We start from the raw sequence: 21,422 nt of genomic DNA, 5'->3' as shown, positions 1-21,422 counted from the left end.
GAGCGGGCCGTGGTCCGTACGGACCGTTCCGGGGTGCGCTGCCCGGTCGAGCGGGTCAGGCTGGCGGCGTGGCGCAGCTGATCACGATGGCGGTGGACGAGGACGGTGAGCGGACGGCCGTCTTCGAGGTCGACGACGGCCTCGTGGGGCCGCTGCCGGAACGGGTGCCCGAGGAAGGGCCGGCGGCCCGCGTCCAGGCGTCGCTCCAGGAAGCCCTGGAGCGGCTCCGACCGGCGCTGTCCGAGGTCACCCGGTCGGTTCGGCAGCTAGGCCCCGACCGGACGGAGATCGAGTTCGGTCTGAAGATGGGCGGCGAGACGGGCGTCATCGTGGCGCGGGGCACGGCGGAGGTGAACTTCGCGGTCCGCTTGGTCTGGAGCCGCGAGTGACGTCCGCCCCGCAGCCCGCCGGGAACCGTCCCGGGCGGGGCGGTCCCCGTCGCCCGCGGGCACCGCCACCCGCCGCCCGACCGTCTCCGCGCGGGCCGTCCGGCGCCCGTCCCGCCGACCCCCGCCCCCGCACCCGTCCGGTCACCCGTACCCGCCCGGCTGGAGAACCCCATGCGCGTGATGCTGGTCCACCCCAGTGCCCTGATGTACTCGGAGATCTTCCTGCGGCTCGAACCCCTGGGCCTGGAACGGGTGGCGGCCGCGGCGCGGGACGCCGGGCACGAGGTCCGCGTCGTGGACCTCCAGGTGCTGTCGCACCGGCTGCTGGACGAGGAACTGCGCTCGTTCGCCCCCGAGGCGCTCGGCGTCTCCCTCAACTACCTGGCGAACATCCCGGAGGCCATCGAGATCGCACGACGGGCCAAGGCGGCTTCGCCCGGCTGCTTCGTGTTCTTCGGCGGGCACAGCGTCTCCTTCATCGCCGACCACGTGCTGCGGCAGGCCGAGGGCGCGGTGGACGCGGTCGTACGGGGAGAGGGCGAGCCCGCCGTGGCGCCGCTGCTGCAGGCGGCGCGGGACGGCGGCCTGGCGACGGTGCCCGGTGTCGTGTGCGCGGAGGGCCGGGGGCCGGCGCCGCTGCTGCTGGACAGCCTGGACCGGCCTCGGCCGGCCCGCGACCTCACCCGCAAGCGGCACCGCTACTTCATCGGCGAGCTGGATCCGTGCGCGTCCATCGAGTTCACCCGGGGCTGCCCGTGGGACTGCTCGTTCTGCTCGGCGTGGACGTTCTACGGCCGCAGCTACCGCAGGGCGTCGCCGGAGGCCGCGGCGGAGGAGATGGCCTCCATCGCGGAGCCGAACGTCTTCATCGTCGACGACGTCGCGTTCATCAAACCGGAGCACGGCCACGGCATCGCGGCGGCCCTGGAACGGCGCCGCATCCGGAAGAGCTACTACCTGGAGACCCGCAGCGACGTCCTCCTGCGCAACGAGGAGGTCTTCGAGCGGTGGAGGCGGCTCGGGCTGCGGTACATGTTCCTCGGCATGGAGGCCATCGACGCGGAGGGCCTCGACCTGTACCGCAAGCGGGTGAGCCCGGACGAGAACTTCAAGGCGCTGGAAGCCGCGCGGCGCATGGGGATCATGGTGGCGATCAACCTGATCGTCGACCCGGCGTGGGACGAGGAGCGCTTCCGGCTCGTGCGGGAGTTCGCCCTGGCCGTGCCGGAGATCGTGCACCTGACGGTGATGACCCCGTACCCGGGCACGGAGATCTGGCACACGGAGTCGCGGCAGCTCACCACGCGGGACTACCGCCTCTTCGACATCCAGCACGCGGTCGTGCCGACCAAGCTGCCGCTGGACGTGTTCTACCGCGAGCTGGTCCGCACGCAGGCGGTCCTCAACCGCAAGCACCTGGGGATGCGCACGGCCCTGCGCGCCGCCGGGGTGCTGGGCCGCAACCTGATGCGGGGGCAGACGAACTTCGCCCGGATGCTGTGGAAGTTCGGCCGGGTCTACAACCCGGAGCGTCAGATCGCCGACCACCGGCGCCCGGTGACGTACGAGCTGCCGGTCCCGGAGCACCGGGCGGCGCCGCCCGGCCGCAAGGAGCTGTTCATCCACACGCGGCCCGTGTCGGCGGTGGGCCGCAAGGCGGCCGACCCGCCGGAGCCGGACGCGGCGGCGGCGCCGGAACCCGACGGGGCGTAGCGCCCGCCGCCGACCGGGGCACGCGCACCCGGCACCGGACGGCACGCGGCCCACGGCAGCGCCCGGCGCCGCGGGGAGCCCGTAGGGCGCCGGCCACCGACCGGGGTGCGGCGGCGGGGGCGGGTGCGGGCACCGCCCTCGACGCGGGGCGGGTGCCGGGCCACACTGGCCGCATGCCACTGAAGGTCACCGTGTTCGGCGCGGGCAGCGTCGGCTGCCACCTGGGCGGAGCCCTTGCGGCGTCGCCGCGCGCGGACTGCGCGGTCACCCTCGTCGGGCGCGCCCCCGCCATGGCGGACGTACGGGAGCGCGGCCTGCGGCTGAGCGGCGGGGGCCGGCCTGACGCGCACGTGCCGCCCCGGCTGCTGCGTACCGCCACCGAGGCGTCGGCGGTCGCGGGCTCCGACGTCGTGCTCGTCACCGTGAAGGCGCGCGACACGCGTGCGGCGGCGGAGGCGTGCGCCCCGCACCTCGGCCCGCACACCGCGGTCGTGAGCTTCCAGAACGGGCTGCGCGGCCCGGAGGCCCTGCGGGAGGCGCTGCCCGCCGGGACGCCCGTGGTGGCCGGGATGGTGCCGTACAACGTGCTGCGGACCGGCCCCGCGGCCTTCCACCAGGGGACGGCCGGCGCGCTGATGGTGGACGAGGTGCCCGCCGCCCGGCCGCTGGTCGCCGCGCTCCGGGAGGCGGGGCTGCCGGTGGAGCCGCGGGCCGACATGCGGGCCGTGCGGTACGCCAAGCTCCTGATGAACCTGAACAACGCCGTGAACGCCCTGTCGGGCCTGCCCCTGCGGGAGCAGCTCGGCACCCGCGCGTACCGGCGGTGCCTGGCCCTGTGCCAGGCGGAGGCCCTGGCCGCCTACCGGGCGGAGGGCGTCGCACCGGCGCGGTTGGGGCCGGTGCCCGCCGCGGTGACACCGCTGCTGCTGAGGTTGCCGGACGGGCTGTTCCGCCGGGCGGCCGCCGCGTCGCTGCGGGTGGACGCACAGGCCCGCTCGTCCATGTGGGAGGACCTGGAGCGCGGTCGGCCCACGGAGGTCGACGCCCTCCAGGGGGAGGTGGTGGCGCTGGCCGCCCGCCACGGGCTGGCCGCGCCGGTCAACGCCCGCCTGGTCGAGCTCGTACGGGAGGCGGAGGCCGCCGGGCCCGGCGGGGCGCGCCGCTGGTCGGGGCCCGAGCTGTACGCCGCTCTGACTGCGGCGCGCTGACGCAGGGAATCCCTCCGCCCTCCCCGTCCGGTGTCGCGGCGGCCGGGAGGGGCCGGGCCCCCGGGCCGGGCCCGGTGCGGCGGCCTGGTGCTGCTCCTCTCACCCCCGAGCATCCGCCGCAGCCGGCCCCGGCCCGGTGCGGGTCCGCGGAGGGACGCGGGGAGCCGGAGGTCCCGGGCCTCCTCCCCCAGCCGGCGCAGCTCCTCCGGCGGACACGCCGGCTGGAGGCGCGGCAGCAGGCGCTGCTCCACCCACCGGGTGTGGGCGGCCGCCCGTTCCACCAGTTCCAGGACGACCTCGCCGTACCGGTCGTCCTCCGGCGGCACGTCCGCCGCCTTCCGCAGGGTGACGTGCAGTGCGCCGTGGTCGGCGGCGAGCCGGTCGGCCCAGGCCCGCGCACCGCGCGGCACCCAGTCGAGCACGGCGGGCCGCAGGACCCTCCGCTCCTTCTCCAGGTGCACCGCCAGGGTGCGCGCCGCCTCGTCGACCAGGGACCGGCGGTCGGCGCTGCCCGGTGGTGCCTGCCGCACGCGGTCCAGGAGCCGGTGCACCCGGGCGTGGTCGGCGGTGAGTTCCCGGACGAGGTCGCGTTCGGGTGCGTGGGTCACATCGGCCTCCCCGGCCCGGCGGTCTTCGGACCTGCCCATGTTCTGCCCAATGCGCGGCCGGAGGCGGCTGCGACCCGCACACTGGCGCGACGAGCAGGACGAAGGGAGCAGGGCGCATGCTGCAGCGGAACCGGAGGCCCGGGCGCCGGCGGGGCGGTCCGGCCGGGTCGAGCCGCCCGAGGACCGCGGCGTTCCACGGGTACGCGGCGCTGGACCGCCGGGCGCCGGTGTCCGAACTGGGCCGTGAGCTGCTGCGCAAGGCGTTCCCCGACCACTGGTCCTTCCTGCTGGGCGAACTCGCCCTGTACAGCTTCGTGGTGCTGGTGCTCACCGGGAGCTACCTCACGTTGTTCTTCGACCCCAGCATGGCGCTGGTCGAGTACCAGGGCTCGTACGTCCCGCTCCAGGGGCTGACCGTGTCCAAGGCGTACGCGACGACGCTGGAGCTCAGCTTCGACGTGCGGGGCGGTCTGCTGATGCGCCAGATGCACCACTGGGCGGCGCTGGTCTTCGTGGCGGCCCTCGCCGTGCACATGCTGCGGGTGTTCTTCACCGGGGCGTTCCGCCGTCCGCGGGAACTGAACTGGACCATCGGGGTGACGTTGTTCGCCCTCGCCATGCTTGAGGGGTTCGCCGGCTACTCCCTGCCGGACGACCTGCTGTCGGGGACGGGTCTGCGCACCGCGCACACCATCGTGATGTCCATCCCGGTGGTGGGGACCTATCTCGCGTTCTTCATCTGGGGCGGAAGCTTCCCCGGGGAGGACCTGCTGCCGCGGCTGTACATCATGCACGTGCTGTTCGTGCCGGGCGTGCTGATCGCGCTGATCGGGGCGCACCTGGTGATGGTGGTGTACCTGAAGCACACCCAGTGGCCCGCGCGCGGCCGGACGAACCGCAACGCCGTGGGGCAGCCGATGTTCCCCCAGTTCGCCGCGAAGTCGGCGGGCCTGTCGCTGCTGGTGTTCGGTGTCATGGCGGTGCTGGGCGCGCTCGTGCAGATCAACCCGGTGTGGAACTACGGGCCGTACGTGGCCGACCAGATCTCCACCGGCGTCCAGCCGGACTGGTACGTGGGGTTCCTGGAGGGCGCGCTGCGGCTCATGCCGCCCTGGGAGACGGTGGTCGCGGGGCACACGGTGATGTGGAACGTGTTCCTCCCGGCGGTGGTGCTGCCCGGTGTGCTCTTCACGTGCCTGTTCCTCTACCCGCACCTGGAGCGCTGGCTGTCGGGGGGTGACGAGGCGCTGCGGGAGCACCACTTCTGCGACCGGCCGCGCGACCACGCCACCCGCACGGCGATCGGCACCGCGGGGGTGGTGGCGTACGCGGTGCTGCTGGCGGCCGGGGGCAACGATGTGATCGCGCTCGTCCTCCACCTGCCGCTGGAGGGGCTGACGTGGCTGTTCCGGGTGCTGATCGTGGTCGGCCCGGTGGGGGCGTACCTGCTCACGCGGCGGCTGTGCCTGGCGCTGCAGGAGCGCGACCGGGAGCGGCTGGAGGACGGCGAGGAGACGGGCGCGGTCGTGCAGGACCCGTACGGGGGCATGGGCGAGGGCCACCGGCCGGTCGGCGCGGACCGGCGCCGCACGGTGCTGATGCGGGACGTGCCGGAGCCCCTCCCCCGCCCCGGGGCGGATGCGCCGCTGCGGCGGCGGCTGCGGGCCCGGATCAGCGCGTGGTACTGCGGGGCGCGGGTGGAGATGCCCGCCGGGACGGAGGAGCGGCTGCAGGTCACGGGCCGGCTCATGGAGCCGGTCCACGAGGCGCCGGCGGACGAGCGCTGAGGCGGCGGCGCGGCCGGCCTGGTGCCGGGCGCGGCGGCGGGCGCCGCGCCGCGGACCCGGCTGCCCGGCCCCGTTCCGGCGTCGTTCCGGCGTCGGGCGTCGGGCGGCCCGCCTGCCGCCGTCCGGGCAAGGGCCACGGCCCCGCCGCCGCGCGGCGGCCGCGCTCACGGCCCCGCGCCGGGTTCCTGGTCCCGCTCCGCGTACTGGAACACCATGTGGAACACCGCCACCGCCGTCACTCCGACGCCGATGGCGAACAGCCACAGCCCGAAGACGACGCCGACGGCCATGACGGCGACGCCGAGCGCGGTGAGCACGGGCGTGGCGGCGTGCGGCGGGAAGAAGCCCAGCGGCCCGCCGCGCTCGCGGACCTCGGCCTCCTTGCGGTCCTCCGGCCTGCGCCCCGTGCGCCGGTAGGTGACGGCGCAGAAGAACGCGATGAGCGCCGACATGGCGAAGGACACCGTGAGGGCGGCGGCCCCGGCCGGCTCGCGGGCGAAGGCGATGTAGAAGGCGTCCGTGACCAGGAAGAACAGGGCGACGCCCGCGAACAGGTAGGTCTCGGTCTTCATCGGCCGGTCCCTTCGGAGCGCTGCGCCGCCGACACGGGGTCGGGCGTGAGCCGCCCCACCGGGGGCAGGGCCGCCGCCTCCGGGTGGTGCAGGTCGAACGCGGGCGAGTCGGAGCGTACGCGGGGCAGGGCGTGGAAGTTGTGCCGCGGCGGCGGGCAGGACGTCGCCCACTCCAGGGAGCGGCCGAAGCCCCACGGGTCGTCCGCGTCGACGCGCCGTCCGTACACGGCGGTGCGCCACACGTTGTAGAGGAACGGCAGGGTGGACAGGCCCAGCAGGAAGGAGCCCGCCGACGAGACGGTGTTGAGGGTGGTGAACCCGTCGGCGGCGAGGTAGTCGGCGTAGCGGCGCGGCATGCCCGTCTCGCCGAGCCAGTGGTGGACCAGGAACGTGATCTGGAAGCCGATGAAGAGGGTCCAGAAGTGGATCCGCCCGAGGCGCTCGTCGAGGAGCTTGCCGGTCAGTTTCGGCCACCAGAAGTAGAAGCCGCCGAACATCGCGAAGACGATGGTGCCGAAGAGCACGTAGTGCAGGTGAGCGACGACGAAGTACGTGTCGGTGACGTGGAAGTCGAGCGGCGGTGAGGCGACGAGCACCCCGCTGAGCCCGCCGAGGAGGAAGGTGACGAGGAAGCCCACCGCCCACAGCATGGGCGTCTCGAAGGACAGGGAGCCCTTCCACATCGTGCCGATCCAGTTGAAGAACTTCACGCCCGTCGGCACGGCGATGAGGAACGACAGGAACGAGAAGAACGGCAGCAGCACCGCGCCGGTGGCGAACATGTGATGGGCCCACACGGCCGCCGACAGCATGGTGATGGCGATGGTCGCGCCGACCATGCCGATGTAGCCGAAGACGGGCCGGCGGCTGAACACGGCGATGATCTCGGTGACGACGCCGAAGAACGGCAGGGCCACGATGTACACCTCGGGGTGGCCGAAGAACCAGAACAGGTGCTGCCACAGCAGCGCCCCGCCGTTCGCCGGGTCGTAGATGTGCGCGCCGAACTTCCGGTCGGCCTCCAGGGCGAGCAGGGCGGCCGTGAGCACCGGAAAGGCCAGGAGCACCAGGATCGACGTGAAGAGGACGTTCCAGGTGAAGATCGGCATCCGGAACATCGTCATGCCCGGGGCGCGCAGGCAGATGATCGTGGCGATGAAGTTGACCGCGCCGAGCGTCGTGCTGAGGCCCGCCACGACGAGTCCCATGGTCCACAGGTCCCCGCCGAGGCCCGGGCTGTAGACGGTGGTGTTCAGCGGGGCGTAGGCGAACCACCCGAACGAGGCGGCCCCGCCGGGCATCGCGAACCCGGCCATGACGATGAGCCCGCCGAAGAGGAACAGCCAGTAGGTCAGGGCGTTCAGGCGGGGGAAGGCGACGTCGGGCGCGCCGATCTGCAGCGGCACGACGGCGTTCGCGAACCCGGCGAAGGTGGGCGTGGCGAAGAGCAGCATCATCACGGTGCCGTGGATGGTGAAGAGCTGGTTGTACTGGTGGGCGTCCATGATCTGCAGCCCGGGGCGGGCCAGTTCGGCCCGCATCAGCATCGCCATCAGCCCGGCGGCGAGGAAGAACCCGAACGCCGTGGCCAGGTACATGTTGCCGATCGTCTTGTGGTCGGTGGTGGTCAGGTACGTCCGGATCCTGCCGCCGAGCGCCGGTCCGGGCGGCCGTTGCACGTCGGCTTCGGGCATGGGGGCCTCCGGAAGGGCTGGGGCCGGTCCGGCCGCAGCCGGACCGGGGCGGGTCACGGCCCCTCCTCTAGCCCGTGCCGCGCCCGGCCAAACCCGGACGTCCGCCATCCGGCCCGCCGCGGCCGGCGCCGGAGCACGGCGGACGCGCGACGGACGCACGGCGGAAGCGCGGCGGACGGCTCGGTGGGGCAGACGCGGCAGGTCGCGGGGCGGCAGGCGCCGGCGGGCGGCCCGGTGAGCGCTACGCGAAGGCGCGGGCGAGGCGGCGCAGCCCTTCGCGGATCTCGGCCGGCGCGTGGGTCGTGAAGGACAGCCGCAGCGTGCGGGGGTCGGGGGCGCCCGCGTGGAAGGGGGCGCCGGGCACATACGCCACCTGGTGCTCGACGGCGGCCTTCAGCAGGTGCGCGGCGTCGTACCCCTCGGGCAGGTTCACCCAGACGAACATGCCGCCGTCGGGCCGGTTCCAGCGGCTGCCCTCGGGGAGCGCCTGCGGCAGGCCCTCCAGCAGGGCGTCCCTGCGTTCCTTGTAGGCGCCGCACAGGGTGCGGATGTGGGCGTCGAGGTCGCTGTCCCGCAGGTAGCGGGCGGCGGCCGCCTGGTCGACGGTGGAGGTGTGCAGGTCGGCGGCCTGCTTGGCGACGACGCAGGCGCGGCGCAGCCCGGCGGGGGCGCGCAGGTGGCCGAGCCGCATGCCCGGCGCCATGACCTTGGAGAAGGACCCCAGCAGGACCGTGCGGTCGGCGGCGGCCGGGTGGGCGGCGATCCACGGCACGTGCGCGCCGTCGTAGCGCAGCTCCCCGTACGGGTCGTCCTCCACGACCCAGAAGCCGCGGCGGGCCGCCACCTCGGCGACGGCGGCGCGGCGGGCGGCGGGGAGGGTGCGGCCCGTGGGGTTCTGGAAGGTCGGCACGAGGTAGAGCAGCTTCACCCGTTCGCGGGCCGCGATCTCCTCCAGCGCGGCCGGGATGACGCCGTCCTCGTCGGTCGGCACGGCCACCACGCGGGCGCCCGCGAAGCCGAAGGTCTGCAGGGCGGCGAGATAGCAGGGGTCCTCGACGAGGACGACGTCGCCCGGTTCGAGGAGGGCGGTGGCCACCAGGGCGAGGGCCTGCTGGGAGCCGGTGGTGACCAGCAGGTCCGCGGGGTCCGTGGCGAGGCCGCGGCCGGTGAGCCGGTCCGCGACCGCGGTCCGCAGGTCGGCGTTGCCCTCGGTGGTGGAGTACTGCAGGGCCTGCGCCGCGCCGTCCGCCAGGACCCGGTCGTAGGCGGCCCGGACGCCGGCGGTGTCGAAGAGCTCGGGCGCGGGCAGTCCCCCGGCGAAGGAGATCACCTCGGGCCGCTCGGTGAGCGCCAGGATCTCCCGTACGGGCGAGGAGGCGACCCCGGCGAGCCGGGAGGCGGTCGCGGGCACGGGCGCGGGCGCGGGTCCAGGTATGGCTGAAGGCATGCGCCCCAGCATAGGGACGCGCGAAATCCCCGCGGTGGCAGGCCTGTTCGGCATTCGCGCCGCTCTCCGTACTGCGCGCGCCGTCCGGAACCCGCGCGCGGCGCCCGGAGTACGGGCCGGTGCCCCGCCGGGACCGGGGCGGCGCTCCGGCGGCCGGGCCTCCGGGACCTGGCCGCCGTCCGTGACCGCCGTCCGCAGGGAGCCGCACAGGGGCTCTCCACAGCGGGAGCTTGAACGGGCAACGAGGTGACGGGCGCGCGGATCCCGTACGCCGGGTCGTGCCTCCGCCGGGACTGCCCAGCTCGACTGCCCAGCTCAGCCGCGGTGCGGAGGGCCGCGGTCGGCGTGGTCGGACCGGGTGGGGGAAGCCGTGCTGCAAAGCCCGCCATACCGTGACATAAAGGGATAAAGATCTCTTCAGATCTCTTCACCTAGGAGTGCAGCCGATGAGCACGTCATCGACAGAGTCGACGCAGAGGGCGGGTACGGCCGGGAACCGGTCCGGAGACGGACGCGGGGGCCTGGTGACGGAGCACGGCAGGACCACCATCTCCGACGCGGTGGTGCAGAAGATCGCCGGGATAGCCGCACGTGAGGTCGACGGCGTCCACAACCTCGGGGGCGGCGGGTCGCGGGCCGTGGGGGCCGTCCGTGAGCGCATCCCCGGGTCGCGCGGCCCGAGCATCACCCAGGGCGTGTCCGTGGAGGTCGGGGAGAGCCAGGCGGCGGTGGACGTCGTCATCGTCTGCGAGTACGGCGTCTCCATCAAGGACCTGGCGGACGGTGTCCGGCGCAACATCATCAAGTCCATCGAGGGCATGACGGGCCTGGAGGTGGTGGAGGTCAACATCGCCGTCGACGACGTCCACCTGCCCGACTCCGACGAGGACGAGGACACGTCCACGGGCCCCCGGGTGCAGTGAACGGCCCGCCCGACCGCGACGAGACCGCCGCGGGAAGCAGCGGCGACGGAACCACGGCGGACGGCGGCGGCTTCGACCCGGCGCGGATCGCCGCTGCCGCCGCCGGCTGCCGGCTGGTCAGCCGGCTGACCACCGGGCGCTACGGCGCGTCGTCCTACCTGCCGGGACGGCGCGTACCCGGCGTCGAGGTGTCCGGCAGGACGGTCCGCGTGCACGTCGTCGGCCGCTACGGCCACCCGGTCGCGGACATCGGCGCCGAGGTGAGGGAGGCCGTCGCCGCCGCGGCCCCGGACGCCGTGGTCGATGTCGTCGTCGAGGACCTCGACACCGGCGACTCCCGGTAGGCGGATCTGCCCGTTGAACCCCCAAGGCTTCAGTGCGAGGTGTTGTGATGTCCCCGTCCCCCCCTGTTCTCGGTCTGGCGTTCGGTGTGGCCCTCGGCTTCGCCGGCGCCTTCGGCGGCGTCGTCGCCTTCTTCGTCGTCCTCTGCCTCGGCCTGCTCGGGCTGCTCGTCGGCTGGGTCGCCGAGGGCGGTTTCGACCTGAAGGCGTCCCGCGACGCCTACCGCGCCGGTACGCACCGTCCGAGGGCCCGCGGATGAGCGGCGGCGACACCGGTGCCGCCGCCGGCGCGGAGCCCGAGCCGCCCGCCCCGGGCGGCGGCCCCGGCCGCACGGTCATCGCCGAGCGGGTGGTGGAGAAGATCGCCGCACGGGCCGTACGGGATGCGGGCCGCGTCGGAGGCGTCGCCCCGCGCCTGCTCGGCGTCCCGCTCGGCCGCGAGGGGACGCAGCGCGCGTCACCCGTGACCGCGTGGGTCGGCGGAGACGTCACGTCCCTCGCCGTCACCGTGTCCCTCGTGTGGCCGCATTCGGCCCGTACGACCACCCGCCGGCTGCGCGACCACATCGTCGAGCGGGTGCAGACCCTCACCGGCCTGCGCGTGGACCACGTCGACATCGACGTCGCCCAGCTGCCGTCGCCGTCCCGCCCCGCCCGGAGGGTGCGATGAGGCCGATCCCCCGCAGGTTGCTGGTCGCCTTCGTGTCGCTGGTCGTGGCGGCCGCGGGCGCGGCGGTCGCCGTCGACGTGGTCGCCGTCGGCACGGGCAACGCGCCCGTCGTGTGGCCGCAGCGCTCCCTCACGCGCGAACTGCGCACCCGCGAGTGGGGCGACGACGTCATCATGGCGGTGGCCGCCGGGATCGCCCTCATCGGCCTGCTCCTGCTGTGGGCGGCCCTGTCGAGCGGCCGCCGCCGGGCCGTGCGGGTCGACACCGCGGACGAGCACACCCGCACCGTGCTCACCCGCCGGGGGCTGCGCCGCACCATCGGCGCGGCCGTCGGCCGGGTGGACGGCGTGGACGAGCACCGCGTACGGCTGCGCGGACGCCGGGTGAAGGTCAGGGCGACCACCCCCCTGCGTGAACCGCAGGGCCTGCAGGAGCGCGTCGCCGAGGCTGCCGGCGAGCAGTTGGCGGCGGTCCGCACGGCCGCCGCGTACAAGGTGACCGTGAAGGTACGGACCGCCAGGGGGAGACCATGACCCGCCACCTCGACCGGGCCAACCGCATCGCACTCGCCCTCATCGGCCTGGTACTGCTGGCCGGCGGCGTCCTGGCGCTCCTGTACGGCTGGGGGGTGCTGGGTCAGGGCGGCCCGTCGGAGCCCCTGCTCACCCCCGGGGAACGCCGCTACGCCGCGTCGTCGTCGTGGGTGTGGCCGCTGATCGGTCTCGCCGGCGCGCTCGCCGCCGTCCTCGGCCTGCTGGCCGCGGTGGCGCAGCTGCGGCCGGACGGTGTGCGCAGCCTGCCCCTGGAGGCGGACCGCAGCCGGGGCGCAACGACGCTCAGCGCCGACGCCGTCACGGACGCGCTGGAGGAGGAGATCGAGTCCTACGGCGGAGTGCAGCGCGCCACGGCCCGTCTGACGCGCAGTTCCCACTATCCGCACCTCGTCCTGCGTGTCACCCTCGCGGCGGAGGCGGAGGTGCGCACGGCTCTGGAACGCATCCAGTCGGAGGCGCTGCCGCACCTGCGCGACTTCCTCGACCAGCCGGAACTGCCCGCCCGGGTCAGACTCCACGTCGCGCGCTGAACCACCGCCCCGCGTACGGCCCAGGCCCCGCCCCGCACACCACCTGTGGGGCGGGGCCTGCCGGTTGCCGGTTGCCGGTCAGGCGGCGCCGTCGCGGTGGACCGGGTTGTGGTGGCCGCTGGAGTCGGACTCGGACATGGAGCGTCTTCAGCGTGGCATTGATCGGGTGACGCCGGTGAGGTCGGGGTGATCGCACCTCGCTCGGCGCAGGGCCGTAGCGCCCCGAGAAGCGGATGGCATCATCGGCGCTGGACTGCGATGGTGCGGACTGCGTGGTTCTCCCGATGGTTTCGCCACTCTGCATCGATAGGATCAGCAGATGGTCAGCTCCTCGCACGCCCTTCCCTGGCCGTCGGCCGCCTTCCCTCTCGCAGCACAGCAGGTCAAGGACGCGTACGCCCGGGTCAGGGCAGCACTGATCGGTGACGCACTGTTCATCCGGGACGCCGCTGAGTACGGCGTCACGGTCGACGAACTCGATCGGAGAATGCGGCAGCCGCCCGGCCAGTTGGACACCGGAGCCTCGTGGGACTGGCTCGACGGTCCCGACCAGTACCGGTGGGCCGCGCTGCGGGTCTTGGTGGAGGCGTATCCGTCGGCGGACCGGCACGAACTCGCCGGACGCATAGTGGTGCCGGGGAACGCGGTTCATGTGGTCGCAGCCGACGTGCACGTCGACGGGGACCTGGTACTGGAGGAGCAGGGGGTGCTGTTCGTCCTGGGCAAGCTGTCGGTCACCGGGGCGCTGGTGGGCAGGCCGGGCTACTCCGTGGCCGCCGGGCGGGAGATCGAGTGCGCCGACGGTGCCACCGCAGGTGAGGTCTTGGCGCTGGAGGGCATCCGGTGCCCCGGCACCTTCTACTTCGGCCACAACGACTACTCCGCACGGGCGGCGTCGTACGTCGGCGGCCTTCTTGTCGACTTCGAGCGCGACAACGCGTTCGGCCGTGTCGACGTCCGGGAGCGGGCCATCGACTGGGACTTCCCCGCCGCGGCCCGGATGCTGGGGCTCCCCGACGACGAGGACGACTTGCTGGGCGCGTACTCGGAGAAGCTGCTGAACTCGGATGCGTGAGGCCGGTCAGCCGTCTGTGACGGCCGGCGCCGGCCAGGCACCCGTCGACCGGGGCCGGGCGGTACCGGATCTGCTGGAGCCTGCGCTGGACGGCCCGGGTGATCTGGCCGAGGTCGGCTGCGGCGGGGCTGCCGATGTCGCACGTGACCGGCGACCGGACGCCCTCGTGCGGGTTCAGGTCCGGTGAGTGACTCGGAAGCCGGAAGACGGTGAGCCAGTCCGCGTGGTCGGCGATGGACTCGCGCATCGGTTCGATCAGGGGCATGCGCAGGTTGTCCCGCACGAGCACGATCAGGCCGCCGAGCTGGATACGTGCTCTGACCGGCAGGTCGCGCAGGTCGCGCAGGTCGCGCCAGCCGAGGCCCTGCGGCTCGCCCCTTGCGGCCCCGGTGCTCGCGGACCGAGTACAACATCCTCGACCGCTTCCCGGCTGGTAGCAGGTCAACCCGGCCACGGTCACCCAGCCCGAGCCCCGGCCACGGTCAGAGGCAGGCCGCCGGGCCGGCGCTGTCGCGGGGCCGGCGGCCTGCCGCCCGCCCCGCACGCGCGCGGACACGCACGCAGGGCCGGTGAGGTCAGTGCTCGCAGAGGGAGAACTCCCGCTCGTAGAGCTCCTCGTTGTGCTCGTCGACGAAGAACTTGCGTTCCAGCATGAGTTGTTCGCGGTACTCCTTGGCCTGCTCCAGCGTCATGGTCGAGGTGTCGGACCACGGCTGCTGCGGCGGCACGTCGGAGGTCGAGACGATCCGCACCGACGGATCGACCAGGAAGAACGCGAGGATCTTGCGGTGCCCCGGCCGGGTCGGGTCAGCGAGCCGGAACGGGCTGACGCGGTGCTGCAGCATGTTCGGGAACGCCAGGCAGCGACCCGCCGGCGTCGCCGCGGAGCCCAGCACCTGGTTCAGCGCGTCCTCGTCCTCCAGGCCGTAGACCTCCCGCATGCCGTTGTCGTCGTTCTGCTGGTAGTCCGGGTCGTCGAGGGCCGCCCGGAAGGCCAGCCGGCTCTCGGTGACGTTCTCGCTGTCCCAGTAGTAGAGGCCGGTCGAGACGATCCGCTCGTTCAGCATCCCCTCGACATGCCAGGACCCGCCCGGGTACTCGGGCGCCTCCGGGGTCAGGTGAATGGTGGCGAGCTTGACGATGACCTGGAGGCGGCGCCCGCGCAGGTCGACCCGGGCGGACGCGTCGGGCACCTCGGGAGCGGTGAAGGCCGGGGCGTCCGGGGCGGTCGGGCGGCGGTTCTCCCGCCACGCGTCCTGAGCGACCGCCCATGCGCGGACGGCCTCCGCGTGGGCCGCGGCGTCCTCGTGGGCGGACGCGTCCGGATACGTCGGCTCCGAGTCGTACCAGCCGTAGGGATCGGCCTCGATCCGCAGGGGGCGGGGATGGCGCAGATCGGTGAGCACGTTCTCCAGCAGCGGACGTATGCGGGCGAACAGGTCCGGCAGGACGGAGGCCAGGTCCCGATGCTTCTCAGGGTGGACGTTGTTCACGTACGAACGGAACGTGACATCACCGTCGTCACTGACGTCGACATCCGTCGGCAACCACTGGAACCTCTCGGAGAACTCGTACTTCGTGTACTGGTGCGTCGGGTTCTCCCACGCCCGCTCGGGCCCTCCGCTCGCCTCCCTCACCAGGCAGAACAGGGAAGGATGCACCAGGTCCAGCACCTGACCACCGGATCCCGGATGCCAGTCGTTCTCCGCTTCGGGGACCTCTTCCAGGACCCGGGCAGCCTGACGCAGCCGGTTCCTGAGCTCCTCGTCGACCAGCGTGTCCGACTGCCACACCCCGTCGACGGCGGACACCTCGGCTCCGGTCCGTGCGTCCCGCAGCGCGGCGTAGTGCTCCAGTTCGGCGAGCACGTAGCGGACCTGCGCCTCGGTGAGGCCCTGGGCGGCCGCTTCCCGCGTCCACTGGGCGGTGATGCCCGCGTCGTGCATCTTGCCGAACCACCCGGGCTTCGCCCGGATGTGCGCGCTGCACTGCATCATCTCCAGTTCCCGCAGCGTGCGCGGGGGCGCGAGCCGTAGGGAACGGGACGTGTGGAAGGGCAGCGGAAACGGCGACAGGTCGTTCAACTCTGGTGGTCCCTACAGTCGGTGTGCGGTGGCGGGAAGGATAACCGAGCACACTGACACCGCAGCCGTGGCCGGTGCGCGGCGCTGCGGGCAGTGGGCGCCGGGCTCGCGCGCGCTGACCGGCCATCGCGCCGCGGCCCGACACCGGGGCGCGGGTCGCCCCGTATCCGCCGGCGCCGTGAAAGGCCTCCACCAGCCCGCTCCCCCACCCCGGGTTCCGCGCTGTCACCGGGTCGCACGGTGATACGCGTCGGCCTCACCCTTCGTCTGGCGCCGGTGAGCTGAGGAGGATGGAAGTGCATCGGCTGCCGGGGGCGTGGCCGCGTGGGGACCGCACCGCACGGGGACCGGATATTCGGTTTCCAGCGCTCCCATGAGGACACAAGATGGTGCGCATGACTTTGGCCACCCCCGCACTGCACACCGCTCGCCTGCGGCTGCGGCCCTTCGCCACCGCCGACGCGGACCATCTCTACGCGCTGCACAGCAGCGCCCACGTGATGCGCTATTGGGACTCCCCTCCGTGGACCGACCGTGCCCGTGCGGATCGCTTCATCGCGGTCTGCCGGAGGGTCGCCGACGAAGGCACTGGGGCACGGGTGGCCATCGACCGGGCCTCTGACGGGGCCTTTGTCGGCTGGTGCGGTCTGACCGGTTGGAACCCCGACTACCGCAGCGCGTCGCTCGGCTACTGCCTCGACGCTCCGATGTGGGGCCACGGCTATGCGACGGAGGCCGCGCACGCCCTGCTGCAGTGGGCGTTCGACACGCTGGACCTGAACCGGGTTCAGGCCGAGACGGATACGCGCAACGTGGCATCCGCCCGGGTGCTGGAGAAGATCGGATTCTTGCGCGAAGGGACGTTGCGGGAAGACTGCGTGGTGAACGGCGAAGTGTCCGACTCGTGGGTGTTCGGGCTGCTCAGACGAGAGTGGCAGCCGTCGGCCGCGCCGCCTCCGGGCGGCGAGACGCGGCGCTGAGTCCGCCCCCGATGGCAGCCGCTCCCGGTCCCGCAGGGAGGTCCTGGCGTGTCAGGCGTCCACCCGTGCCCGGGAGGCGATGGCCGCGTCGGCCCAGTCGGTCCCCAGCGCCTTCCCGGTAGGGCTGGTCGAGGAGAGCAACGCAGAGTACCTGGTCATCGCTCCCATGAGCACCGGCGTCGCGACATGCAGGAACCGCCTGCCGCCGCCGGGCTCCTCGGCCCGCTCGTTTGCGGACCGGCCCCCGCCTTGCTCGTGATCACAGCCCTTGCCCGCAGACCTCCGGCACTCCGCAGGACACGGCCTTCCAGGCAGGACGAGCGGACCTCCGGTGCGCAACGGCCACCGGGGCCGCACCCGACCTGCCCGCCGGGACGAAGACGGCGATGCGGCCGCCCTCGGGGCGGCGGATGAAGGCGACCACCCGCGAGCCCCTGGCGCTGATCGCCACCTCCTTCCACCACCACGAGAGTAAGGTTAGGCTTGCCTAAGTTACATCGGATCTTCATGACGCCCCCCTGGAGCACCCATGCGCCTCCGCACTGCCCGCGCCACGCGGCCGACCGCCGCCGAGAGGATGCGGTCGATCATCACGGTGGCCCACTCCATGACCGTCGTGGCCGACGGCCACCGCCACGAGGTGCACAGCCTCGACGGCGCGGGCCCGATGGGCCGCATCCACCTCCACGAGCTCACCGACGACTTCGGCTCCGGCGACGGGACGCCCCGCATCCCGATCCGCGTCGAACTCACCGACATCGCACCGACTCCCGTACGCGACCGCCTGCGCGCCCGCGTCACGCTCACGGGCCTCGTGGCCGCCCCCTACAGCGCCGAGACCACCGAGAGCACCTGCATGCACCTGGGCCAGGCGGTCATCGAGGACGCCGAGGGCCGCACGTACGTGCCCCTGGCCCACCTGGAGGCGGCGGAGACCGATCCCCTCGCCGGCTGCGAGGCGGCCATGCTGCACCACCTGGTCGCCGACCATCCCGATCTGGTCACCCTCCTGCTCCGGCTCGCCGACCCCGCCGCCAAACGCGACCTCGTACGCGCCCTTCCCCTCGCGATCGACCGGTACGGCATCACCCTGCGTCTCGAACACACCGGCACCCAGCAGGACGTACGGCTGCCGTTCCCCTCCCCCGTGACGGATGTCGACCACGTCGGCCCCCGCATCCACGCCCTCCTGACCGCGGCACGCCGGGCCTCCCACTCCCACCTGGCCTCCTGACCACCCCTCAGGGCCGTCCGACCGCCCGCCCCGCGGACCACCCGACGCCCGGCCGCCACGGCAGCCCGGTCTCCCACCCGCGCCCGCCGCCCAGTCTGCGCGCCGACGGAATGGCGGGACCTCGACACCCGAGCCGCGACGGCCGAGGGGCCCGCCCCGCGGAGGCGGCCCGGAGCCGGACACCCCGCGGGGCGTCGCCCTGCCGGGGAGTGACCGGCCCTCATCTGCCGCCCGCTCCCGACGCCACCGCTGCCGCCGTACGCCGGCCGCGCGACGGCGGTGGCGCCCCGCACCGGCACCCTGCGCCACACCCCGGGCTCCACCCGACGCGCACGCCGCGACCGCGGGCCGCAGGCCGGGCCGTTCGGCACCGCGAGCCCGAACGACCACCGCGACCTGCGCGGCAGCCGAAGCGGGCCCGGGCACGTGCGGCAGGACGGCCGACCGCCGGACATGTGAGGTGCGCCATGTTTCTCCCGCGTGCCTCAGCACCACCCCGCACGCAAACTAAGGTTAGGCTTACCTCAGTTGGGGAGCGCGGTCGCTCCGGCGGATCGAGGGCCCCATCGATTCACCTCCGACAGGGAGTCCCGTTGATCACTCACCCCATCGGCACCCACGCCGGACCGACCGCGGCGGAGCTCGTCCGTACCGTCCTGGCCCGTGCGGTCTCGCTGTCCCTGACGACCGCCGGCCAGGACTACGACCTGTTCGGCCTGCACTCCGTCGGCACCGACGGCGGCATCACCCTCCACCCGCAGCCCGACAGCCCGCTGTCCCGGCAGGTCGCCGGGGCGCCCGGGCGCGGCCCCACCGCCGTGCTGGAGTTCACCGACATCGCCCCCACCGCGGTCCGCGACCGCGTGCGAGCGAGGGCGACGCTCACTGGACGGCTCAGCTCGGCGGCCGACGACGGGCTGCGTCTGGCGGTCACGCATGTCCGGCTGGACACCGCGGCGGGAGCGCAGGTGGTGGGTCTGCACGCGTTCGCCCGCGCTCAGGCCGACCCCCTCGCCGCCGAGGAGGCCGCGATGCTGACCCATCTGGTCGACGCACACGCGGAGTTGACGGCGGATCTGCTGCACCTCGCCGAGCCCCGGCTCCCCGACGGCGTCATCCGGGTCGTGCCGTACGCGCTGGACAGCCGCTCGGTCACAGTGCGCTGCCTGTACGTCAGCGGCCACCGCGACCTTCGCCTGCCGTTCCCTGCTCCCGCACGCGACGCCGCCGAGGCGGGCCGGCGCATCCGGCAGCTCCTCACCGGGCCGTGCTCCTGCCCCCACCACACCCCGCCGCACCCGCGGACCTGACGCCCGAGGCCCCGCTCGTCCACCCGCGACCTCGGGGAGCCTGCAGGGGACACGGCCGGCGGAGCGCCGTCCCCGGTGCGCGCGTCGCGGCCCTCACCGTCGCTGTCCGGCAGGGCAAGCGGTCCCCCGACCGGCCGGGACGACCGTCCCGCGTCCGATGCCGGCAGGTGTGCGGCGGCAGGCCGCCCCGCTGCACGGATGCGCGACCGGCAGGCCCGTGGCGGCCGGCGCCGCCGCGCGACGGGCCCTGGTGTTCCAGGCGGGGGTACGGGGCGGCAGCCGCCCTGACGCCCGGCAGGGTGAGTACGCGAAGTCCCGTCAGCGCCCCGGCGGCCTCCTCCGCGGCGGCCTCTCCAGGCTGCTGCGCGAGCAGGGCCGCGACCAGCTGGTCGTCTGCGGTGTCCACACCCACCTGGGCGTCCTGCTCACCGCGGCGGACGCCTGCATGAACGGCCTCCAGCCGTTCGTCGTCGCCGACGCCGTGCCCGACCTCACCGCCGAGGAGCACGCCATGGCCCTCCGCTGGGCCGCGCGCAGCGGCGTGGTGGTCACGACCGACGGTGCTGCGCAGGCTGCTGCTCGGCGGGCTCCCGCTCCGCGCCTGACAGCACCGGTCACGACACCCCCTGACAGGAGAAGGAAGACATGGGCCCACGGGTCACGGTCGACGGAGCCGGCGGCTGCGCCGGCCAAGAGGTCCTGCGTCTGCTCGCCTCGCATCCGGAGGTGGAGGGCAACGCCGCCACTGCCCGCAGCGGTGCCGGCCGGACACTCGGCGCGGTGCGCCCCCAACCGGCCCGCCCGGCCGACCGCGTACCGGGCGTGGCCGCAGCCGACGCGCTCCGCGGGCGCAACCGGGGCATCCTCCCGCTGCCGCACAGCCACACGGCTGCTCCGGGCCGCGCAGGGGAGGCCGGGGCACCGGTCGGGGACCGCGCGGCCGACTTCCACCCGCGCGACCCTGCCGACGGGAAGCGGTTCTCCGGGGCGGAGCGCCCCGGCGCCCGGCCGTACGGGCCGTCCGTGCTGCCCGGCGCAGCGGAGGCGCGGGCGGTCTTCGCAGCCGCCCACGCCGACGAGCCGTTCATGAGGCTGCCGCCTCCCGGCATGCGGCCGTCCGCGGCCGCGGTGCTGCGCTCCGACTCGGTCCGGATGCGGGTCGCCGTCGCCCCCGGCTCCCGCCGCCTGATCCGGGTGAGCGCACGCGACGACGTGACGAAGGGCACGGCGGGTGGCGCGGCGCAGCGCAGGAACGTCGCCCTCGGGCTGCCCGAGCACCTGGCCCTGCCCGTGATCGGAGGGGCTCGGTGAACGCGGCGACCGCCCGGGGAGCGAGAGGGGCGGGCGCGCCCGCGCGTACCGCAGCGCGACCGTCCGACGAAGGCGGCCGGCCGGCCGGCGCACCGTCCTGGCAGGAGGGGCTCCGGGGCCGCACGGTCGTCGTGAAGTTCGGCGGCAACGCGATGGTGGACGAGGCGCTTCTGGAGGCGTTCGCCCGCGATGTGGTGGAGCTGCGGCACGCCGGTCTGCTGCCGGTCGTGGTGCACGGCGGCGGCCCGCAGATCAGTGCCATGCTCGACCGGCTGGGACTCGCGTCGCGTTTCGAGGCCGGCCTGCGGGTCACGACCGCGGAGACCATGGACGTCGTCCGGATGGTGCTCACCGGCCGCATCCAGCGGGATCTGGTCGGCGCGATCAACGCCCACGGCCCCTTCGCCGTCGGTCTGTCGGGCGAGGACGCGCACACGCTGACCGCCGTGCGCCGCCGACCCGTCGTGGACGGGCGGTGCGTGGACATCGGCCTGGTGGGCGAGGTCGTGGCGGTGGCCCCGGACGCCGTGCGGGCGCTGCTGCACGAGGGCCGGATCCCGGTCGTCTCCCCCATCGCTCGCGGAAGGGACGGGCAGGTGTACAACGTCAACGCCGACCTCGCGGCGTCGGCCCTGGCGGCGTCGCTCGGCGCGGCCCGGCTGCTGGTGCTCACCGACGTCGAGGGGCTGTACGCGGACTGGCCGCGCAGCACCGAGGTCGTCGGGCGGTTGACGGCCACCGAGCTGAGCGGGCTGCTGCCGGGGCTCGCGAGCGGCATGGCGCCGAAGATGGAGGGCTGCCTGCGGGCCGTCCTGGCGGGCGTGGACCGGGCCCAGGTACTGGACGGGCGGGTGCCGCACGCGGTGCTGCACGGGCTGTCCCCGAGGAGCCCGGGAACCACGATCGTCCCGGACGAGCCGACGCGGGTGCCCCGGCCCTGAGGCCGCCGGCGGGAAGCGCGACCCGGCAGGGCCTCACCGGGTGGGAAGCAC

General features: G+C 74.1%; 21 protein-coding genes and 2 pseudogenes. 17 read left to right on the top strand and 6 right to left on the bottom strand.

Annotated features, from left to right (window positions below; all coding sequences use genetic code 11):
- The first annotated feature begins 68 nt into the window (after window positions 1-68).
- The 3 genes from L6E17_RS22135 to L6E17_RS22125 all read left to right on the top strand — a co-directional run bounded on the left by L6E17_RS22135 (window position 69) and on the right by L6E17_RS22125 (window position 3,310).
- On the top strand, window positions 69-389 hold the full coding sequence (locus tag L6E17_RS22135) for a CU044_2847 family protein (protein WP_236242511.1): 321 nt from the start codon (window positions 69-71) through the stop codon (window positions 387-389).
- A gap of 171 nt (window positions 390-560) precedes the next feature.
- Window positions 561-2,102, top strand: coding sequence for a hopanoid C-3 methylase HpnR (gene hpnR / locus L6E17_RS22130; RefSeq protein ID WP_236242510.1), 1,542 nt, complete (start codon window positions 561-563; stop codon window positions 2,100-2,102).
- A 173-nt stretch (window positions 2,103-2,275) separates the two neighbouring features.
- Entirely contained in the window at window positions 2,276-3,310 is a 1,035-nt protein-coding gene (locus tag L6E17_RS22125; RefSeq protein WP_236242509.1) for a 2-dehydropantoate 2-reductase, read from the top strand.
- Between the two features lie 239 nt (window positions 3,311-3,549).
- Here L6E17_RS22125 and L6E17_RS31580 read toward each other — a convergent pair.
- A pseudogene (locus L6E17_RS31580) lies at window positions 3,550-3,957 on the bottom strand (hemerythrin domain-containing protein); the annotation flags it as partial.
- Window positions 3,958-4,034: 77 nt separating this feature from the next.
- On the opposite strand from L6E17_RS31580, the gene L6E17_RS22120 reads away from it, so the two are divergent.
- Window positions 4,035-5,705 (top strand): ubiquinol-cytochrome c reductase cytochrome b subunit, encoded by a 1,671-nt coding sequence (locus tag L6E17_RS22120; RefSeq protein WP_236242508.1) that lies wholly within the window; start codon window positions 4,035-4,037, stop codon window positions 5,703-5,705.
- Between the two features lie 164 nt (window positions 5,706-5,869).
- Here the strand turns inward: L6E17_RS22120 and L6E17_RS22115 are convergent, their stop codons facing one another.
- The 3 genes from L6E17_RS22115 to L6E17_RS22105 all read right to left on the bottom strand — a co-directional run bounded on the left by L6E17_RS22115 (window position 5,870) and on the right by L6E17_RS22105 (window position 9,418).
- Entirely contained in the window at window positions 5,870-6,277 is a 408-nt protein-coding gene (locus L6E17_RS22115) for a cytochrome c oxidase subunit 4 (RefSeq protein WP_236242507.1), read from the bottom strand.
- Window positions 6,274-7,971, bottom strand: coding sequence for a cytochrome c oxidase subunit I (ctaD, locus tag L6E17_RS22110; protein WP_236242506.1), 1,698 nt, complete (start codon window positions 7,969-7,971; stop codon window positions 6,274-6,276). The genes L6E17_RS22115 and ctaD overlap by 4 nt, the downstream gene beginning before the upstream one ends.
- Window positions 7,972-8,212: 241 nt before the next feature.
- The gene (locus tag L6E17_RS22105; protein WP_236242505.1) at window positions 8,213-9,418 is read right to left on the bottom strand and encodes a PLP-dependent aminotransferase family protein; all 1,206 of its coding nucleotides are present in this window, start codon (window positions 9,416-9,418) and stop codon (window positions 8,213-8,215) included.
- Between the two features lie 446 nt (window positions 9,419-9,864).
- Here L6E17_RS22105 and L6E17_RS22100 point away from each other — a divergent pair, with 446 nt between their 5' ends.
- The 7 genes from L6E17_RS22100 to L6E17_RS22070 all read left to right on the top strand — a co-directional run bounded on the left by L6E17_RS22100 (window position 9,865) and on the right by L6E17_RS22070 (window position 13,511).
- Window positions 9,865-10,341 carry an Asp23/Gls24 family envelope stress response protein gene (locus L6E17_RS22100; protein ID WP_236242504.1) on the top strand — a complete coding sequence of 159 codons (477 nt, stop codon included), beginning with the start codon at window positions 9,865-9,867 and terminating at the stop codon, window positions 10,339-10,341.
- Complete coding sequence (locus L6E17_RS22095; protein ID WP_236242503.1) at window positions 10,338-10,685, top strand: hypothetical protein; 348 nt, start codon at window positions 10,338-10,340, stop codon at window positions 10,683-10,685. The genes L6E17_RS22100 and L6E17_RS22095 overlap by 4 nt, the downstream gene beginning before the upstream one ends.
- A gap of 47 nt (window positions 10,686-10,732) precedes the next feature.
- Entirely contained in the window at window positions 10,733-10,942 is a 210-nt protein-coding gene (locus L6E17_RS22090) for a hypothetical protein (protein WP_236242502.1), read from the top strand.
- Window positions 10,939-11,352, top strand: coding sequence for an Asp23/Gls24 family envelope stress response protein (locus L6E17_RS22085; RefSeq protein WP_236242501.1), 414 nt, complete (start codon window positions 10,939-10,941; stop codon window positions 11,350-11,352). Before L6E17_RS22090 ends, L6E17_RS22085 begins: the two co-directional genes overlap by 4 nt.
- Window positions 11,349-11,885: a DUF6286 domain-containing protein gene (locus tag L6E17_RS22080; protein ID WP_236242500.1), complete on the top strand. Its 537-nt coding sequence runs from the start codon at window positions 11,349-11,351 to the stop codon at window positions 11,883-11,885. Before L6E17_RS22085 ends, L6E17_RS22080 begins: the two co-directional genes overlap by 4 nt.
- Entirely contained in the window at window positions 11,882-12,436 is a 555-nt protein-coding gene (amaP, locus tag L6E17_RS22075) for an alkaline shock response membrane anchor protein AmaP (protein WP_236242499.1), read from the top strand. Before L6E17_RS22080 ends, amaP begins: the two co-directional genes overlap by 4 nt.
- A gap of 319 nt (window positions 12,437-12,755) precedes the next feature.
- Window positions 12,756-13,511 (top strand): hypothetical protein, encoded by a 756-nt coding sequence (locus tag L6E17_RS22070; protein WP_236242498.1) that lies wholly within the window; start codon window positions 12,756-12,758, stop codon window positions 13,509-13,511.
- A 575-nt stretch (window positions 13,512-14,086) separates the two neighbouring features.
- Here L6E17_RS22070 and L6E17_RS22065 read toward each other — a convergent pair.
- A complete protein-coding gene (locus L6E17_RS22065; RefSeq protein WP_236242497.1) occupies window positions 14,087-15,595 on the bottom strand; it encodes a DUF4246 domain-containing protein in 1,509 nt (502 codons plus the stop codon).
- A gap of 395 nt (window positions 15,596-15,990) precedes the next feature.
- Between L6E17_RS22065 and L6E17_RS22060 the strand changes: the two genes are divergently transcribed.
- Window positions 15,991-16,575 carry a GNAT family N-acetyltransferase gene (locus tag L6E17_RS22060; protein ID WP_236242496.1) on the top strand — a complete coding sequence of 195 codons (585 nt, stop codon included), beginning with the start codon at window positions 15,991-15,993 and terminating at the stop codon, window positions 16,573-16,575.
- A gap of 259 nt (window positions 16,576-16,834) precedes the next feature.
- On the opposite strand, the gene L6E17_RS22055 is transcribed toward L6E17_RS22060, so the two are convergent.
- Complete coding sequence (locus L6E17_RS22055; protein ID WP_236242495.1) at window positions 16,835-17,026, bottom strand: hypothetical protein; 192 nt, start codon at window positions 17,024-17,026, stop codon at window positions 16,835-16,837.
- A 78-nt stretch (window positions 17,027-17,104) separates the two neighbouring features.
- Between L6E17_RS22055 and L6E17_RS22050 the strand changes: the two genes are divergently transcribed.
- The 5 genes and pseudogenes from L6E17_RS22050 (at window position 17,105) to argB (ending at window position 21,371) form a co-directional block, all read left to right on the top strand.
- Window positions 17,105-17,809 carry a DUF2470 domain-containing protein gene (locus L6E17_RS22050; protein ID WP_236242494.1) on the top strand — a complete coding sequence of 235 codons (705 nt, stop codon included), beginning with the start codon at window positions 17,105-17,107 and terminating at the stop codon, window positions 17,807-17,809.
- Window positions 17,810-18,402: 593 nt separating this feature from the next.
- Window positions 18,403-19,119 (top strand): DUF2470 domain-containing protein, encoded by a 717-nt coding sequence (locus tag L6E17_RS22045; RefSeq protein ID WP_236242493.1) that lies wholly within the window; start codon window positions 18,403-18,405, stop codon window positions 19,117-19,119.
- A gap of 157 nt (window positions 19,120-19,276) precedes the next feature.
- Window positions 19,277-19,663, top strand: a pseudogene (locus L6E17_RS30685) (isochorismatase family protein); the annotation flags it as partial.
- A 101-nt stretch (window positions 19,664-19,764) separates the two neighbouring features.
- Entirely contained in the window at window positions 19,765-20,430 is a 666-nt protein-coding gene (locus L6E17_RS22035) for a hypothetical protein (protein ID WP_236242492.1), read from the top strand.
- Between the two features lie 131 nt (window positions 20,431-20,561).
- Window positions 20,562-21,371 carry an acetylglutamate kinase gene (argB, locus tag L6E17_RS22030; protein ID WP_308315920.1) on the top strand — a complete coding sequence of 270 codons (810 nt, stop codon included), beginning with the start codon at window positions 20,562-20,564 and terminating at the stop codon, window positions 21,369-21,371.
- Window positions 21,372-21,422 lie beyond the last annotated feature (51 nt).

The organism is Streptomyces sp. CC228A (assembly GCF_021390935.1).
In the GTDB taxonomy this organism is placed as follows: domain Bacteria; phylum Actinomycetota; class Actinomycetes; order Streptomycetales; family Streptomycetaceae; genus Streptomyces.
The sequence above is the reverse complement of the archived record's forward strand: the minus strand, read 5'-3'. Positions and strand labels throughout refer to the sequence as shown.

Excerpts from the sequence above, each read along its gene's own strand:
- hpnR (WP_236242510.1), top strand. The coding sequence starts at position 561 with ATGCGCGTGATGCTGGTCCACCCCAGTGCCCTGATGTACTCGGAGATC.
- L6E17_RS22125 (WP_236242509.1), top strand. The coding sequence starts at position 2,276 with ATGCCACTGAAGGTCACCGTGTTCGGCGCGGGCAGCGTCGGCTGCCAC.
- L6E17_RS22120 (WP_236242508.1), top strand. The coding sequence starts at position 4,035 with ATGCTGCAGCGGAACCGGAGGCCCGGGCGCCGGCGGGGCGGTCCGGCC.
- L6E17_RS22115 (WP_236242507.1), bottom strand. The coding sequence starts at position 6,277 with ATGAAGACCGAGACCTACCTGTTCGCGGGCGTCGCCCTGTTCTTCCTG.
- ctaD (WP_236242506.1), bottom strand. The coding sequence starts at position 7,971 with ATGCCCGAAGCCGACGTGCAACGGCCGCCCGGACCGGCGCTCGGCGGC.
- L6E17_RS22105 (WP_236242505.1), bottom strand. The coding sequence starts at position 9,418 with ATGCCTTCAGCCATACCTGGACCCGCGCCCGCGCCCGTGCCCGCGACC.
- L6E17_RS22100 (WP_236242504.1), top strand. The coding sequence starts at position 9,865 with ATGAGCACGTCATCGACAGAGTCGACGCAGAGGGCGGGTACGGCCGGG.
- L6E17_RS22090 (WP_236242502.1), top strand. The coding sequence starts at position 10,733 with ATGTCCCCGTCCCCCCCTGTTCTCGGTCTGGCGTTCGGTGTGGCCCTC.
- L6E17_RS22085 (WP_236242501.1), top strand. The coding sequence starts at position 10,939 with ATGAGCGGCGGCGACACCGGTGCCGCCGCCGGCGCGGAGCCCGAGCCG.
- L6E17_RS22080 (WP_236242500.1), top strand. The coding sequence starts at position 11,349 with ATGAGGCCGATCCCCCGCAGGTTGCTGGTCGCCTTCGTGTCGCTGGTC.
- amaP (WP_236242499.1), top strand. The coding sequence starts at position 11,882 with ATGACCCGCCACCTCGACCGGGCCAACCGCATCGCACTCGCCCTCATC.
- L6E17_RS22070 (WP_236242498.1), top strand. The coding sequence starts at position 12,756 with ATGGTCAGCTCCTCGCACGCCCTTCCCTGGCCGTCGGCCGCCTTCCCT.
- L6E17_RS22060 (WP_236242496.1), top strand. The coding sequence starts at position 15,991 with ATGACTTTGGCCACCCCCGCACTGCACACCGCTCGCCTGCGGCTGCGG.
- L6E17_RS22050 (WP_236242494.1), top strand. The coding sequence starts at position 17,105 with ATGCGCCTCCGCACTGCCCGCGCCACGCGGCCGACCGCCGCCGAGAGG.
- L6E17_RS22035 (WP_236242492.1), top strand. The coding sequence starts at position 19,765 with ATGGGCCCACGGGTCACGGTCGACGGAGCCGGCGGCTGCGCCGGCCAA.